The following is a 14,554-nucleotide window of genomic DNA, read 5'->3' as shown; positions in this document are numbered from 1 at the left end:
ACAAAGATGCTACCCGAGGAAGGACCGAGGTGTCGGATCACGACCAGCTGCTGGTCATCGTCGACCCGGTCGCCCGGCGATCGGACGGCGAGTCCGTGCGGATCGCGAAGGATGTGCTGTGCGCCGGCGCCGAGGCGAAGATCTGCCTGCCGGACGGCCCGGAGGAGTTCTCCCGGGCCCTGGCCAGGCGCGGTTCCCGGCGTCCCGTGGTGCTCGGCGACGACCGGTCGCTGCTGCGCGCGGTGACGCTGCTGCACCGCGAGCGGGAGCCCGCGGGAGCGGCTCTCTCGCTCATTCCCATCGGCGCTCCCGACGGGCTCGCGGTCGCCCACGCGCTCGGCGTGCCCCGGGCCACGCCCGCCGCCGCGCGGGCGGTCCTTGACGGCTCCGTACGGCGGCTCGACCTGCTCGCGGACGACGCCGGCGGGATCGTCCTCGGCGAGCTGCTCGTCCCCGCCGCGCCCGTGGCCGCCCCGGGCGCGCCCTCGGTCTGGGACACCTGCCGGACCCTGGTCCGCACCCTGGTCAGACCCGCCCCGACGGCCCTCGCGGTCCGCACCCACCGGCTGCGGGTGGAGGCGGACGGGGTACGGCTCGCCGACACCGGCACCCCGATGGAAGGGCTCACGGTCCGCACGACGGGCGGCGCCGCCGAGGTGACCCTGCACCCGATGGCCGCCCCGCCCTCGCAGGTGACCGCCCAGGTCCTCACGGTCACCGGGCCGGACTTCCGCTACCGCGCCGACGGCCGGGTGAAGGGCCCGGTCCGCCGCCGCACCTGGACGGTGGGGGCGGGGGCGTGGGGGCTGACCTTGCCGGGGGCGGCGCCGTAGGCCGTTTCTCGTAGGTCACTTCCCGTAGGTCGTTTCCTTGCGGAGTGGCTTACGGGAAACGGCCTACGGGTGGGGCCTACGGGGTGGGCGCGTTCCTCGTCTTCTTGTGGGCCGCCCAGCGGTCCATGACCGACAGCATCTCGTGCTGGAGGAAGGCGAAGAACTCGGCCGTCTCGGCGGTCCGCGCCCCCGCCGCCGTCCCGGGGCCCAGGGTCGCCGCGCCCTCGCGCAGGACCTTCTCCCAGCGGGTCAGGACCTGGTCGCGGCGGGTGAAGGTCTCGTACCAGAGTTCGTTGTGGAGGACGTACCGGTCGCGCCGGGTGCCGGGGTCGCGCTCGCGGCTGACCATGCTCACCTGGCTGAGATAGCGGATCGCGCCGGAGACGGCAGCGGGGCTGATCCGCAGCCGCTCGGCCAGCTCCGCCGAGGTCATCGACGCCGTCTCGGAGGCGAGGAGCGCGGCGAAGACCCGTGCGGCCATGCGCTGCATGCCCGCCTCGGTCAGCTCGGCGGCGAAACGCTCGACGAAACGGGAGACGGCCTCGTCGTCGACGGCACCCGCACCGCCGCCCGCACCCGGCTCCGCACCGCCGCCCGCGCCTGCGCCCGCACCCGAGTCCGGCTCCGTACCCACGTCCACGCCCGAGCCCGGCTCCGTACCCACGTCCACGCCCACGCCCGCGTCCGTACCGGCTCCGGCGGCGCTCGGCCCCGTGTCCCCGGCCGTCTCCTCGGCTTCCCTGGTGCTCATGCCGGTCATCGTCTCCCTCGTCCGGTCCTCGACACAGACTTTATACGCTTCCTTAACTTCACAACTTTGTGAAAGTAGCGTACGTTCCGAAACATGACGAAGGCAATCAGCGTCGCCGGACTGCACAAGTCCTTCGGGCGCACCCACGCGCTCGACGGCCTCGACCTCACCGTCCCCACCGGCGAGGTCCACGGCTTCCTCGGCCCCAACGGCGCCGGGAAGTCCACCGCCATCCGCGTCCTCCTCGGACTCCTGCGCCCCGACTCCGGCACCGCCCGGCTCCTCGGCGCGGACCCCTGGCGGGACGCCGTGGCCCTGCACCGCCGGATCGCGTACGTCCCCGGCGACGTCACCCTCTGGCGCAACCTCTCCGGCGGCGAGGTCATCGACCTCTTCGGACGGCTCAGAGGCGGGCTCGACCCGGCCCGCCGCGCCGCCCTCGTCGCCCGCTTCGAACTCGACCCCACCAAGAAGGGCCGCGCCTACTCCAAGGGCAACCGGCAGAAGGTCGCCCTCGTCGCCGCCTTCGCCTCCGACGCCGAACTCCTCGTCCTCGACGAACCCACCAGCGGCCTCGACCCGCTGATGGAGGAGGTCTTCCGCGACTGCGTCAGGGAAGCCCGCGACCAGGGCCGGACCGTCCTCCTCTCCAGCCATCTGCTCAGCGAGGTCGAAGCCCTCTGCGACCGGGTCAGCATCGTCCGCAAGGGCCGCACCGTGGAATCCGGCTCGCTCGCCGAACTCCGCCACCTCACCCGCACCACCGTCACCGCCGAACTCGACGGCCCGCCGCAGGGCCTCGACAGCCTCCCCGGCGTCCACGACCTGCGCGTCACCGGCCACCGGGTCCACCTCCAGACCGACACCCACCGGCTCGACGCCGTCCTGCGCGCCCTCACCGCCTCCGGCGTCCGGAGCCTCACCAGCGCCCCGCCGACCCTGGAGGAACTGTTCCTCCGCCACTACGCGCCCGAAGGCGAGGCCGAGCGATGAGCACCGTCCTCCCCCGAAGCTCCCGGCCCCCCGGCCGCACCCCCAGCCGCACCGGAGCCCTCACCGGCACCGGCACCCTCACCTGGCTCGCCCTGCGCCGAGGGCGGCTCGGCCTCCCCCTGTGGGTCTTCGTCACCGGCGGGCTCGTCGCCGTCGGACCCGGCGCCCTCGCCGACGTCTACCCCACCGCCGCCGACCGCGCCTCGGCCGCCGCCGCCATGAACGCCAACGGTTCGCTGCGCGCCTTCTACGGGCCCGTCCTCGACGACTCCCTCGGCGGGCTCGTCGCCTGGCGGTTCGGCGTCTTCGCCGCCGTCCTCGCCGCCCTCGCGAGCCTCCTCACCGTCATCCGGCACACCCGCGAGGAGGAGGAGACCGGACGTCAGGAGATGCTCTCCGCCGGGGCCGTCGGCCGCCGCGCCCCGCTCACCGCAGCCCTCCTCACCGCCCTCGCCGTCAACGGCGCCATCGCGCTCCTCATCACCGCGAGCCTCGCCCGGCAGGGCCTCGCCGGAGCCCTCGCCCTCGGCCTCGCGACCGGCGCCACCGGCATGGTCCTCGCCACCACCGCCGCCCTCGCCGCCCAGCTCACCGAGAGCGCCCGGCTCGCCAAGGGCCTCACCGGCGCCGCCCTCGGCCTCGCCTTCGCCCTGCGCGCGGCGGGCGACGCCCGTACCCCCGACGGCTCCTCCGTCCTCACCTGGCTCTCCCCCCTCGGCTGGGCCGGACACGTCCGCCCCTACGCCGGGGAACGCTGGTGGGTGCTGCTCCTGCCGCTCGCCGCCGTCCTCCTCCAGACCTGCGCCGCGTACGCGCTGACCGCCCGGCGCGACCTCGGCGCGAGCTTCCTCCCCACCCGGCCGGGCCCCGCCGACGGGCGGCTCGGCTCGGCCGGCGCGCTCGCGCTGCGGCTCCAGCGCGGCTCGCTCCTCGGCTGGTCCCTCGGCTTCCTGCTCGCCGGGCTCGTCTTCGGCGGCATGGCCGAAGGCGCGGCGGAGCTGGTCGGCGGCAACGCCCGCACCCGCGAGATCTTCGCCCGCATGGGCGGCCAGACCGCCCTGACCAGCGCCTTCCTCGCCACCCTCGTCTCCCTCCTCGGGATGGTCGCGGCCCTCTTCGCGGTCGGCTCGGTGCTGCGCGCGCACGGCGAGGAGACCTCGGGACGGGCCGAACCCCTCCTCGCCCATCCCCTCGGACGGCTCCGCTGGGCCGCCGGACACCTCGTCATCGCCTTCGGCGGCTCCGCCCTGATCCTCGCCCTCGGCGGCCTCGGCCTCACCCTGTCGTACGGGCACGACCCCGGCCCCCTGCTCGGCGCCGCGCTCGTCCAGCTGCCCGCCGTGTGGACCCTCGCGGGGCTCGCCGTCCTCCTCTGGGGCGCCTCCCCGCGCACCGCCCGAGCCGCCTGGGGCGCCGCCGGAATCTGCCTGGCCCTGGGCTGGGTCGGCCCCGCCCTCGGCCTCCCGCAGACCGTCCTCGACCTCTCCCCGTACGGCCATCTCCCGAAGCTCCCCGGCCAGGACATGAACTGGCCCCCGGTCCTCACCCTCACCGCCCTCGCCGCCGCACTGACAGCAGCAGGCCTGACGGGCCTCCGCCACCGGGACCTGACCGGCTGAGGGGTGGGGGGTGGGGTGGGGTGGGGGCCGACGGTCTGGGGGGGGCGGGCCGGGGGTCTGCGGGGGCCTGGGGTCTGCGGGGGCCTGGGGTCTGCGGGCCGAAGGCCCATCGGGGCCGGGGCCCTGCCGGACCGTAGGTCCGCCGGGGCCTGGGGTCTGCGGGCCGGGGGTCTGCCGGGGCCTGAGGCCCATCGGGGCCGGGGCCTGCCGGGCCGCAGGCCCACCGGGGCCGGAGACCCACCGGGGCCAGGGCACTGCCGGACCGCAGGCCCATCAGGGCCGGATGTCCAGCCGGGGCCGGGGCCGCCAAGGCCCAGGGGCCAAAGCCCGTGGCCCGAGGCGAGGCCTGAAGCCCGAAGCCCTGGGCGAAGCCGGGGGCCGGGGCGGGGCCGAGGCCCAGGGCCCAAAGCCCGAGGCCCTGGGCCCGGGGCGAAGCCCAAAGCCCGGGGGCCGAGGCCGGGAGCCGGGCCCGGGGGCCGAGGCCAGGAGCCGGGGCCGGGAGCCAGGCCCGGGGGCCGAGGCCAGGGCCAGGGCCCGGGGCCGGGCCGAGGCCCAGGGGCCAAAGCCCAAAGCCCGGGGCCCGAGGCCCCAGGCGGCGTCGGCGTCCGGACCCGTCTCGGAGCCTCCCCGGCTACCGCCCCCGCAGTTCCGCCCGTGCGTCCCTCAGGCGGCGTTCCCATGCGCAGATCACCTCGTGGAAGCCGCCCGCGCTGCGGTCCCGGGCCGACTGGAGGCAGCGCTCCGCCTCGTGGAGCCAGCCCCGGTGCGGCCTCGGCTTCCCCGCGAACGGCTCCGCCGACGCCAGTTCCGCCGCCCACGTGATGGTCTGCCCCCGCAGAAACGACGTGTCGACCTTCTCCGTACCGGCCGACTCCTCCATCACCCGGCTCCCGTCGAAGCAGCGGTACGCCCGCCACGCGCTGTCCAGCGCGTCCGCCCGGTCCCGCTCCGCGCCCAGCACCGACCTGCGCAGATACAGGCTCCCCACCGACTTCAGGACATCGGCGTCGGCGAAGTGGTTCTCCATCAGGTCGTCGAGGGCGAACGCCTGCCCGGGGTCCATCGCCTTCTCCCACTCCCGGGCCTCGTCCTCACCCCCCGCGCCCTGCTCCGGAGCGGGCCGGTCCCCCCGCTCGTCGAGATAGGGACCCGCGCTGCGGACGAAGTCGTCACCGATCATGTCGGCGTACTTGGCGTCCGCCAGGCTCCAGTCCACCGGACGGCCCAGCTCCAGGGCGACCCGCGCGGTCAGCAGCGCCACCCGGTCGGTCTGCGAGTGCAGCCCCGCGACCTCCTCCAGCCGCTCCGAGGCCTCGACGAGCGCCTCGCCGCGCTCCCCCTCCGTCAGCCCCTCGGCGTACAGCGCATGGCTGAGCAGGCATTCCGCCGCGTCCACCAGACCCTGCCGGAACCGGTCCCCGTCCGTCTCCTGCCGCGCCGTCTCGGCATGCAGCCGCGCGGCCTTCTCGTACTCCCAGATGTACCGGTGGTAGAAGGCACGGGCCCGCATCACGCCCAGGTTCCCGGGGAACTGCTCCGCCGCCCCGTCCAGCAGCTCCCACACCGGACGGTGGTCGACCTCCTTCGGACGCTTCGCGTAGATCGCGCTCCAGCGCTGGTACTCCCGCTTGATCCCGAACCGCGCCTCGTACAGCGCCCACGTCGGGCCGTAGAGCCGTTCGTGCCACTGGAGCGCCGCCCACCGGTCCCGGTGGACCTTGTCCGCCCGCACCTGGTTCGGGTTCCGGCCGGTGTCCCAGCCGCCGCGCACGGCCTGCGTCTTCACCGCGACCGGCAGGCTGCCCTCCTTCTGCCAGTCGCTGTCCAGACACCACAGGTCGAGCTGCGCCATCGTCCGGTTGCCGTACCGGACCTCCTGCCCGCTCGCCAGCCAGCCCCGGATCTCCTCGACCGCCTTCGCGTGCTCCGAGAGCAGCGCCTGCCCACGCCCGGCACCGAACCAGGCCTGTGTGGTGCGCAGCAGCCGCAGCCACGTCCGGTACGCGTACGCCGAAGGCAGCCCGTGCGCCGCCCGCTGCGCGATCTGGACGCCGTGCCGCAGGCTCTGCCGGGCCGCCGGCTGCTCGTTCCGCTCCCGCTGCACGTACGCCAGGAAGCCGTACGCCGCCGCGAGTTCCGTCAGATGGTCCGCGCTCATCGCGGTCAGCGTCTCCGGACCGCCCCCGGCCGGCTGCTCCTCGGCCCGCAGCAGCGCCAGGACCTCCCTGGCCCCCTCGTACTGAAGCTCCGAGTCGGCGTGCCGGGCGTGCACCCGGCGCAGGAACCCGGCGACCTCCGTGAGCAGCAGCACCTCCCACTCCGACCGGGGGCCCCAGACCTCCTCAAGGACCGTCAGGGCGTCCCGGGCCAGCTCAAGCCGCTCCCGGTCCTCCCCGGTCTCCTGCGCGTACCCGTACATGCCGACCAGAAGGTGGCGCGTCCACTGCTGGAGACGTTCCGGCGTGCCGACGGCGAGCAGGGTGTTCTCCCGCGCCAGCCCGTACGCCCGCGACAGCGCCGCGCGCCGCGCCTCCGCCGTCGGCGCGCAGAGGTGCCGCACCCGCGCGAGGCGGTAGTCGAGCCAGTTCCTGGTCTGCCGGGCCCGGTCGTCGGGCGCGGGCGGCAGCGCCTCGATCAGCTGCTCGGCCAGCCGGAGCGTGGCACCCGCGCCCGTCCGGTCCTGGGCGGCGAGCTGGGCGGCGACCGTGTTCAGGGACCAGGAGACCGACCAGATCAGATGATTGAGCCGGACACCGTCCACCGGCCCGCCGTAGTGCGCCGCGAGCCGCTCCACGAGCCGCACCCTGGCCCGGACGACACCGGGCAGGACCCGCAGCCGCCGCGCGCCCCGGAAGGCGCACTGGTCGACCGCGCGCAGCACCTGCCAGGGCGCCTCTCCCACGGAACCCTCAAGAAGGGAGACGGCGTGCTCGAAGACGGCGAGGAACACCGTGCCCGCGTTCGGCTCCCGCGCGGGGACCCGGGAGGCGACGTTGAGCCGCCCGGCCGCCGTGTACAACTCACCGGTCCAGGCCCAGGTGTGGACGGGGGTGTCCTCGTGGGATGCCGGGGTGACGGGGGCCTCAGGGGCCCCTGCGGCCTCCGGTGCGTCCGGGGTTTCCGGGCCGTCCGAGGTCTCCGAGGTCTCCGAGGTCTCCGGTGCGTCCGGTGCCTCCGGGGTTTCCCGGGTGGTGGCGGGGCCCCGGTCGGCCTCCCGGGGCGGCGGGAGTTCGGCGAGGGCGGCGGTGTCGATCGTCTGCGCCACCGAGAGCATGAGCGCTTCCGTGCGCTGGCTGTTGGCGTACAGACCGAGCTGACGGCGCAGGCCCACCAGCGCGTCGGGCACGTACAGGTCCAGCCAGCCCGTCGCCCTGAGCAGCACCTCGACGGCGGGCGGCACCCCGTCCGACGCGCCCGCCGACAGGGCCTCCGGCGCCCCGTCCGTCCCGCCGTCCCCGCGCCCGTCCCCCCGGCCGTCCGGGAGCACGGCGGAGCCGAGGAGTCTGGCCGCGTCGGTCAGCCCCCGGTCGAGGTCCCGCAGGGCCGCGTCGCCCGCCGTCCGCACGACGCGCAGCAGCTCCGCCCGAAGCGCCTCCCGGCTCACCGGGCTGACCTGGAGATACTTCCTCCGGTCCGCAGGGCCCGCGTCGGCCGGCGGACTCGCGGGGACGAGGATGTTCTCCTCGAAGAGCGCCTTGAGGACCGGCATCGGCAGCCCGAGGTCCTGGAGGACGGTGACGGGCACGGGGAGTTCGTCGACGATGCCCCAGACCGCGAGCAGCGCCTCCCCCCGGCTCTGTTCCGCCGTCCCCACCGTCGACCAGGTCCGTTCGAGCGCGAGGTGGATGACCGGCGACGCGGCCTCCACCAGGGCGTCGTCGACCGCCTTGGCGGTCACTTCCCGCGCCGCATCGGAGCCGGTGTCGATGTCCGCGAGAAAGTTCTCGAAGCTGCTCCACTGCTGCTGCCGCGCGACGAGCCGGACGGCGAGGTCGATGATCCCGGGCCGGTGCGCCGCGTCGACATAGCCCACCATCTCCAGTGCTTCCAGGTCGGCGAAGAGCTTGTGCTCGGCGAGCCTGGCGCGGAGGAGGTCCCGGGCGCCGGACTCGTCCAGCGGATCCACGCCGAGCCACTTCCCGGGGCGTCTGTCGCCCGTGAAGGGGTCGGTGGTCTCCACGATGATCGCGGCCCGCCTGAAGACGTCCTGGGCGAGCAGTTCGTCCAGTTCCGCCGCGAGTTCGGGCCGCTCGAAGTCGACCCGGGACCCCTTGATGACGAGGACCAGGCTGCGGCCCTTGACCTGCCGGGGCAGGACGAGGCCGAGCAGGCTGTCCGTGCGGGGGGTGAGGGTCGCGGAGAGTTCGCTGTCGTCGAGGGTCTGGTGCAGGGCCCGCGCGATGGCTTCGAGCAGCGGGCTCTCGGCCGCCGAGTTGGGCTCGATCTCCAGCACCACGGGTGCCAGCGGAAGCCGCCCGGACAGTTCCTTCTCCGTCACCAGGGCGGCGATCAGCGTGGACTTCCCCACCTGCTCGCGCCCGGTCACCGAAAGGACCTCGCCGATCCCGACCATCCTGCGCGCCTTGACGAGGAGCCCGTCCCTGCCGACGAAGGGGTCGGGCAGCGGCACCGGGTCGGGGCCCAGATGGCGGATGCCGGTGGGCACCGGGGCGGACCGCCCGCCGCTCTCCCCCGACGCGGGTCCGGGCAGAGCGGCGGGTGCGAAGACGGGCCGGTGGGCCAGGTTCTTCAGCCAGGGGCGGTCGCCGACCCGGGCGGCGTTGGAGACCGGCGCGAAGTGGCCCTCTCCGGTCATCCGGGCCGCGATCTCCTCGAAGAGCCGCTGCGGACTCCAGAACTCCTGGTCAGGGGGGCCGCCCCGGCGGAGGGCGCCGATCAGTGCCTTGCCGAAGGCGGTGAACTCCTCGCCCACGGGTGCCTTGGCGGCGCGGTTGGCCTCGCAGGCGGCGATGACGTAGCAGCCCTCGGGCGCCCCGTCCGCGACATGCTGCTCGAACGGCAGCTCGCCCAGGGCGAGTCCCGCGTGGCAGCAGTCGACCAGGACGATCTTCATCTTGGCGGGGCCCTTGCCGACCTCCCGCAACAGCTCGCCGAACTCCAGCATGGAACCCGCTATGCCGGGGGTGGAGCCGTGCAGCGGGAGCAGCAGCTTCCCGGTCTTCTTGTCCTTGACGCCATGGCCCGCGAAGTAGAGGACGAAGCAGTCGACGGCGTCCCGCGACTCCCTCGCGACGTAGTTGAGGAGGCTCGCCGAGGTCCAGCCGTGGGCCTCGATGACCCGGGAGTTGCCCTGGTCGATGCCCCATACGGCGGGCTCGGTCAGCCGCTTCTCCACCTCGGCCGCCGTACGGGCGACCGAGTCGAGATCGGCGAACCCCTGGTCGGCGAAGAGACCGGAGGCGATGAGGACGGCCCGCGATCTGCCCGGGGAGGGCGGCTTCTCCTCCATCGGCTACTCGAAGGTGCGCGGGAGTTCACGGAGGACGGCCTCGGCGGCGTCCAGGTCTCGGGCTTCGACGACGACCGTCCGGGTGCCGTCGGGGGCGTCGGTGCGCTCGATGCGGAGCGCGGGCTTCTCGTCCTCGTCGCGGTTCGCGCCCCGCGAGCGCCAGTAGTCGACGAGGGACTGGGCGAGGACGCCGATCAGACCCGCGTCGACGACGAACTGGAGACAGTCCGCGAGCACGCCCATCTCGCCGGGGGCGGTGGGCTCGTACTCACGGCTGATCTGCACGTGCCGCAGCTCGCGCTCCGAGCGGAGCCATTCCTCCAGCTCCTCCAGCTCGTCCACGTCCGTGTCCACCAGACGAAGCGTGATCTGCACGTGCCCTCCCGAGATGACAATCCGTCAAGCGCCGCAGAATATCAGCCGAGTCGGGCGGAAGTACCGGTTCGGGAGGGGCCGGACGGGGCCGCCCGGGCGGGGCCCCCGCCCGGGTGGGGCTCAGACCTCCACCAGCAGTTCCTCGAATCCCCTGATGACATAGCCGGGGCGGCGGACCGGCTCCGCGACGAGGCGCAGCCCGGGGGCCTGCCGCAGCAGCTCGGCGAAGACCACGGTGAGTTCCAGACGGGCGAGCGGGGCGCCGAGGCAGTAGTGGATGCCCGCGCCGAAGGAGATGTGCGGATTGTCGGACCGTGTCAGGTCGAGCCGGTCGGCGGTGGGGCCGAACCGGGCCGGGTCCCGGTTGGCGGAGCCGAAGAGCAGGGCGACCTCGGAGCCGCGGGGGATCACGGTGCCGCCGAGGTCGATGTCGTCGAGGACCCACCGCTCGAACATCTGAAGCGGGGTGTCGTAGCGCAGAAGTTCATCCACAGCTGTGGACAACTTCTGGGGATCGGGCCGTACGTCCTCCCGGAAGAGCGTCCACCAGCCGTTGACGGTGGCGTTGACGGTGGCCTCGTGGCCCGCGTTCAGGAGGAGGACGCAGGTGGAGACCACTTCCTGCTCGGTCAGGTCCTCCACCGCGATCAGGGACGACAGCAGGTCGTCGCCCGGTTCCCGGCGCCGCCGGGCGATCAGGTCCCGCAGGTAGAAGGAGAACTCCACCGCCGCCTGCACCGCCTGCCGGGCCGTGCTCTCCGAGGGGTTCAGCTCGTACATCCCGCAGATCGCCGCCGACCAGGGGCGCAGCCGCCCGCGCTCCTCGTCGTCCTCGGGGACGCCGAGCATCTCGGCGATCACGGCCACCGGCAGCGGCTCCGCCACCATGCCCTGAAGGTCGCCGCCGCCCTCCGCGACCAGCCGCCCGACCAGCCCGGCGGCGAGCCGCCGGATCGTCGGGGCCAGGTTCTCCACGGTCCTCGGCGTGAACGCCTTCGACACCAGCCGCCGGATCCGCTCGTGGTCCGCCCCCTCCAGATCGAGCAGCCCGTGGTCGTTGAGCGTGTGGAACGGCTCGTACGCGGCGGGCGGCGGCGTCCGCCCGAACTCCTCGTGCCCGAACCGATGCGTATACGTCCGCCCGAGCCGCCGGTCCCTGAGCAGCGCCGACACATCCGCGTGCCCCGGCACCAGCCACTGCCGACTCGCCCCGAACCAGTGCACCCGCCCTGCCGCCCGCAACTCGGCGTAGGAGGGATAGGGATCGGCCACGAACCCACTCGACCAGGGGTCGTACACCCGGGAGACATCACCCGTACCGGCTTCTTCACGCGCGTCCATGAGCGGACGCTACTGGGAGGGGAGGCTCGGGGGCGGGGGCTTGACGGGGTGTCGGACGGATCCGGTCGTCCGGCCGTCGGGCCATCCGGCCGTCGGGCCGTCGGGCCGTCCGGTCTTCCGGCCCACCTACCCCCCTACCCCCCTACCCCCCGGCCCGCACCAACCCCGCCTCATACGCGAAGACCGCTGCCTGGGTGCGGTCGCGGAGGGCCAGTTTGACCAGGATGCGGCTGACGTGGGTCTTGATGGTGGACTCGGCCACGACGAGGTGGTCGGCGATCTCCGCGTTCGACAGGCCCTGGGCGATCAGGACCAGGACCTCCGTCTCCCGTTCGGTCAGTTCGCCGATCCGGGCCTGGGCCGGGGCGCGGTGGCCTGTCGGGGTCTTCGCGAACTCGGTGATCAGGCGTTTCGTCACGGTCGGGGCCAGGAGGGCCTCGCCTGCCGCGACCACCCGGACGCCGTCGGCGAGCTGGCGGGCCGAGGCGTCCTTGAGGAGGAAGCCCGAGGCGCCCGCGCGCAGGGCCTGGTAGACGTATTCGTCCAGGTCGAAGGTGGTCAGGACCAGCACCTTCGCGTCCGCGTCGGCGGCGACGATCTCCCGGGTGGCGTCGATGCCGTTCAGTTCGGGCATCCGGATGTCCATCAGGACCACGTCGGGGCGGAGCACGGCGACCTGCTCGATGGCCTCGCGGCCGTTGACCGCCTCTCCGACGACCGAGATGTCCGGCATGGCGCCGAGCAGCACGGAGAAGCCCTCACGGATCATCACCTGGTCGTCGACGATCAGTACCCGGATCAACGGTCGGCCTCCTCACGGCTCACGGGCACGAAGGCCGTCACCTCGTAGCCGCCGTCCCCGGTGGCCTCGGCCGTCATCTCCCCGCCCAGCATCGTGACACGTTCCCGCATGCCGGTGATGCCGTGCCCCGCGCCCGGCGAGGGCTTCACCAGGCCCCTGGCCGGGCCGTTGGCCACCCGCAGGCCGAGGCCGCCGAGGACATAGCTCACCTCGACCTTCGCCGCCGCGCCCGGCGCGTGCCGCAGCACGTTCGACAGGGCCTCCTGGACGATCCGGTACGCGGACAGTTCCACGCCCTGCGGCAGCTCCCGTATGGCGCCGGTGACCGTCTTGTCGACGACGAGCCCGGCCTCGCGCACATTGGCCACGAGCGCCTCCAGATCGGTGAGGGTCGGCTGTGGGGCCTCGGGGGCCTCGTAGTCCTCGGCACGGACGACGCCGAGGATGCGGCGCAGTTCGGTGAGCGCGGCGACGGCGTTCTCCCGGATCGTGCGGAAGGCCTGCTCCAGCTCCGGCGGCGGGTTGTCGACCCGGTAGGGCGCGGCCTCCGCCTGGATCGCGACCACCGACATGTGGTGGGCGACGACGTCGTGCAGCTCGCGGGCGATGGTGGTGCGCTCCTCCAGGAGGGTCCGCTTGGAGCGCTCCTCGGCGGTCACGGTCCGCTCCGCGATGACCTCCCGGTCGGCCTGCCTGCGCACCTGGAAGACGGTGACGGTGAGCAGGACGAGCGCCGAGCCGAAGATCACGGGGACGGTGTCGGAGGTGCTGCCCATGCCGAGGAACAGCTCGAAGAAGACCCCGTGGCAGGCCGTCAGGATCCACATCCAGACGGCGGTACGCGGCCGGGTGCGGGCGGCGACCACCCCGAGGATGACCAGATGGGCGGCGAAGGTGTTCGGCGACCAGGGCCAGCCGGAGACGAAGCCGCCGAGGTAGCCGACGAAGACGGACGAGCCCAGCGAGGCCCAGAAGGCGAGGACCGGGCGGACCAGGGTGAGCAGCACGAGCGCCGCCGGGACGCCGACCACCACGAACGACGGCAGGCCGAAGGAGTAGTAGATCCGCTCGTAGCCGACCGCGAAGACGAACACCGCGCAGAGCACGACGAACGCGTGCGGGACCAGCCCGGCGTACTCCCGTATCCGCTTCGGGAGGAACCGCGCGGGTCCGGTGCCGGTGTCCATGCGCGGCAGCGGCCGGTAGGCGAGGACGTCGTGGAAGAGTTCCTGGCGCAGCCCGCCGAGGGCCGCCTGCACGAGGCGGATCTCGGGGCTGCGGCTGGTCTCGGGGCTCCGTGTCTGGGTCACGCGAACCACCGTACGGGGGCGCCGGAAGCCGGGTCGTCCCGCTGGATACGGATCCTCAAGGGTCCCCCCTGAGTACTACGGGCCCCCTCCCCTAGGGGCCCGGCACAGTCCTGACCTGCCGAAACAGTCCCCGCCCCGTAATCCGCCGTCCTCACCAGGCCAGTTGGGCGATCTCCTCCGCCACCACCGCGCACGCGTCGGCCGCCGGGTCGATCAGGGGGAAGTGGCCGACGTCTTCCAGGAGGGTCAGGCCGACCGTCTCGCCCGCTCGTTCCGCCGCCTCCGCGAACGCCTCGGCGACCGCGAGGGGCACGTCGACGTCGTCCCTGCCCTGGACGACCGTGGTCGCGATCCCCGTCGGCAGCAGGACCGAGGGGTCGGTGGCCGCCGCCCGTCCGGCGGGGGCGTCGGGGCCGCCGAGCAGTTCGGTGACCGCGTCGCCGCACACGCCGAGTTCGACGGCCCGGCCGAAGTGGGCGATGGGGGCGAGGGCCACCACCCCGCGCAGCGGCGCCGGTCCGGGCAGCCGCCACGGGGAACCGGCCGGCAGGACGTGCCGGGCGGCGGCCCACAGGGCGAGCTGCCCGCCTGCCGAGTGCCCGGTGAGCACCATCCGGTCCGGGTCCGCCTGCGGCAGATGCGCGGCGGCCAGTTCCGGCAGGGCGTCGAGCGCGGCGGCCACGTCGTCGAAGGTCTCCGGCCAGCGCCCGGCGGCCGGAGCCGTACCGCCCTGCCGGGGGATGCCGCCGCCGCGCCGGTACTCGACGCTGGCCACCGCGAAGCCCCGGCGGGCCAGGAAGTCCACGAACGGCGTCAGATGCCCTCGGTCGAACCGCGCCCGCCAGGCACCGCCGTGCAGGGCGACGACGAGCGGCGCCGAGGTCCGCCCGTCCCGGGGGGCGTAGAAGTCGATCACCTGGTCCGGGTGGTCGCCGTAGGGCGCGGAGGCGTCCGGGGCGACGGCCGGGTGCGACAGGACGGACGCCTCTTCGGCGGCACCGCGGGCGGCGGGGTCCGGCATGCTGTTCCAACCTCTCCGGTACGGGGCCGACTTGGCCTG

10 protein-coding genes are annotated in these 14,554 nt (G+C 74.0%); 3 read left to right on the top strand and 7 right to left on the bottom strand.

Translation table 11 applies throughout. The annotated features are described in order from the left end of the window. Positions 1-29: 29 nt before the first annotated feature. The gene (locus BU197_RS27695; protein ID WP_317452321.1) at positions 30-833 is read left to right on the top strand and encodes a diacylglycerol kinase; all 804 of its coding nucleotides are present in this window, start codon (positions 30-32) and stop codon (positions 831-833) included. Between the two features lie 76 nt (positions 834-909). On the opposite strand, the gene BU197_RS27690 is transcribed toward BU197_RS27695, so the two are convergent. Then, the gene (locus tag BU197_RS27690) at positions 910-1,338 is read right to left on the bottom strand and encodes a GbsR/MarR family transcriptional regulator (protein WP_223183924.1); all 429 of its coding nucleotides are present in this window, start codon (positions 1,336-1,338) and stop codon (positions 910-912) included. Between the two features lie 339 nt (positions 1,339-1,677). Between BU197_RS27690 and BU197_RS27685 the strand changes: the two genes are divergently transcribed. Together BU197_RS27685 and BU197_RS27680 are read left to right on the top strand one after the other, a co-directional pair. Then, positions 1,678-2,577, top strand: a complete 900-nt coding sequence (locus tag BU197_RS27685; RefSeq protein ID WP_188271052.1) for an ABC transporter ATP-binding protein — start codon at positions 1,678-1,680, stop codon at positions 2,575-2,577. Beyond that, positions 2,574-4,196: an ABC transporter permease gene (locus BU197_RS27680; RefSeq protein ID WP_188271051.1), complete on the top strand. Its 1,623-nt coding sequence runs from the start codon at positions 2,574-2,576 to the stop codon at positions 4,194-4,196. Before BU197_RS27685 ends, BU197_RS27680 begins: the two co-directional genes overlap by 4 nt. 631 nt (positions 4,197-4,827) lie before the next feature. On the opposite strand, the gene BU197_RS27675 is transcribed toward BU197_RS27680, so the two are convergent. The 6 genes from BU197_RS27675 to BU197_RS27650 all read right to left on the bottom strand — a co-directional run bounded on the left by BU197_RS27675 (position 4,828) and on the right by BU197_RS27650 (position 14,515). Continuing rightward, on the bottom strand, positions 4,828-9,666 hold the full coding sequence (locus BU197_RS27675) for a caspase, EACC1-associated type (RefSeq protein ID WP_188271050.1): 4,839 nt from the start codon (positions 9,664-9,666) through the stop codon (positions 4,828-4,830). Between the two features lie 3 nt (positions 9,667-9,669). Next, positions 9,670-10,041, bottom strand: a complete 372-nt coding sequence (locus tag BU197_RS27670) for an effector-associated constant component EACC1 (protein ID WP_188271049.1) — start codon at positions 10,039-10,041, stop codon at positions 9,670-9,672. 120 nt (positions 10,042-10,161) lie between these two features. Beyond that, positions 10,162-11,382, bottom strand: coding sequence for a cytochrome P450 (locus BU197_RS27665; RefSeq protein WP_188271048.1), 1,221 nt, complete (start codon positions 11,380-11,382; stop codon positions 10,162-10,164). A gap of 142 nt (positions 11,383-11,524) precedes the next feature. After that, complete coding sequence (locus BU197_RS27660) at positions 11,525-12,184, bottom strand: response regulator (protein ID WP_188271047.1); 660 nt, start codon at positions 12,182-12,184, stop codon at positions 11,525-11,527. Beyond that, positions 12,181-13,503: a sensor histidine kinase gene (locus BU197_RS27655; RefSeq protein WP_188271046.1), complete on the bottom strand. Its 1,323-nt coding sequence runs from the start codon at positions 13,501-13,503 to the stop codon at positions 12,181-12,183. Before BU197_RS27655 ends, BU197_RS27660 begins: the two co-directional genes overlap by 4 nt. 142 nt (positions 13,504-13,645) lie before the next feature. Further along, entirely contained in the window at positions 13,646-14,515 is an 870-nt protein-coding gene (locus BU197_RS27650; RefSeq protein ID WP_188271045.1) for an alpha/beta hydrolase, read from the bottom strand. Positions 14,516-14,554 lie beyond the last annotated feature (39 nt).

Origin of the sequence: Streptomyces sp. CBMA291 (genome assembly GCF_014596525.1) — a bacterium.
GTDB lineage: Bacteria > Actinomycetota > Actinomycetes > Streptomycetales > Streptomycetaceae > Streptomyces.
Note: the sequence above shows the minus strand (reverse complement) of the source record. Positions and strands in the feature narration are given on the sequence as shown.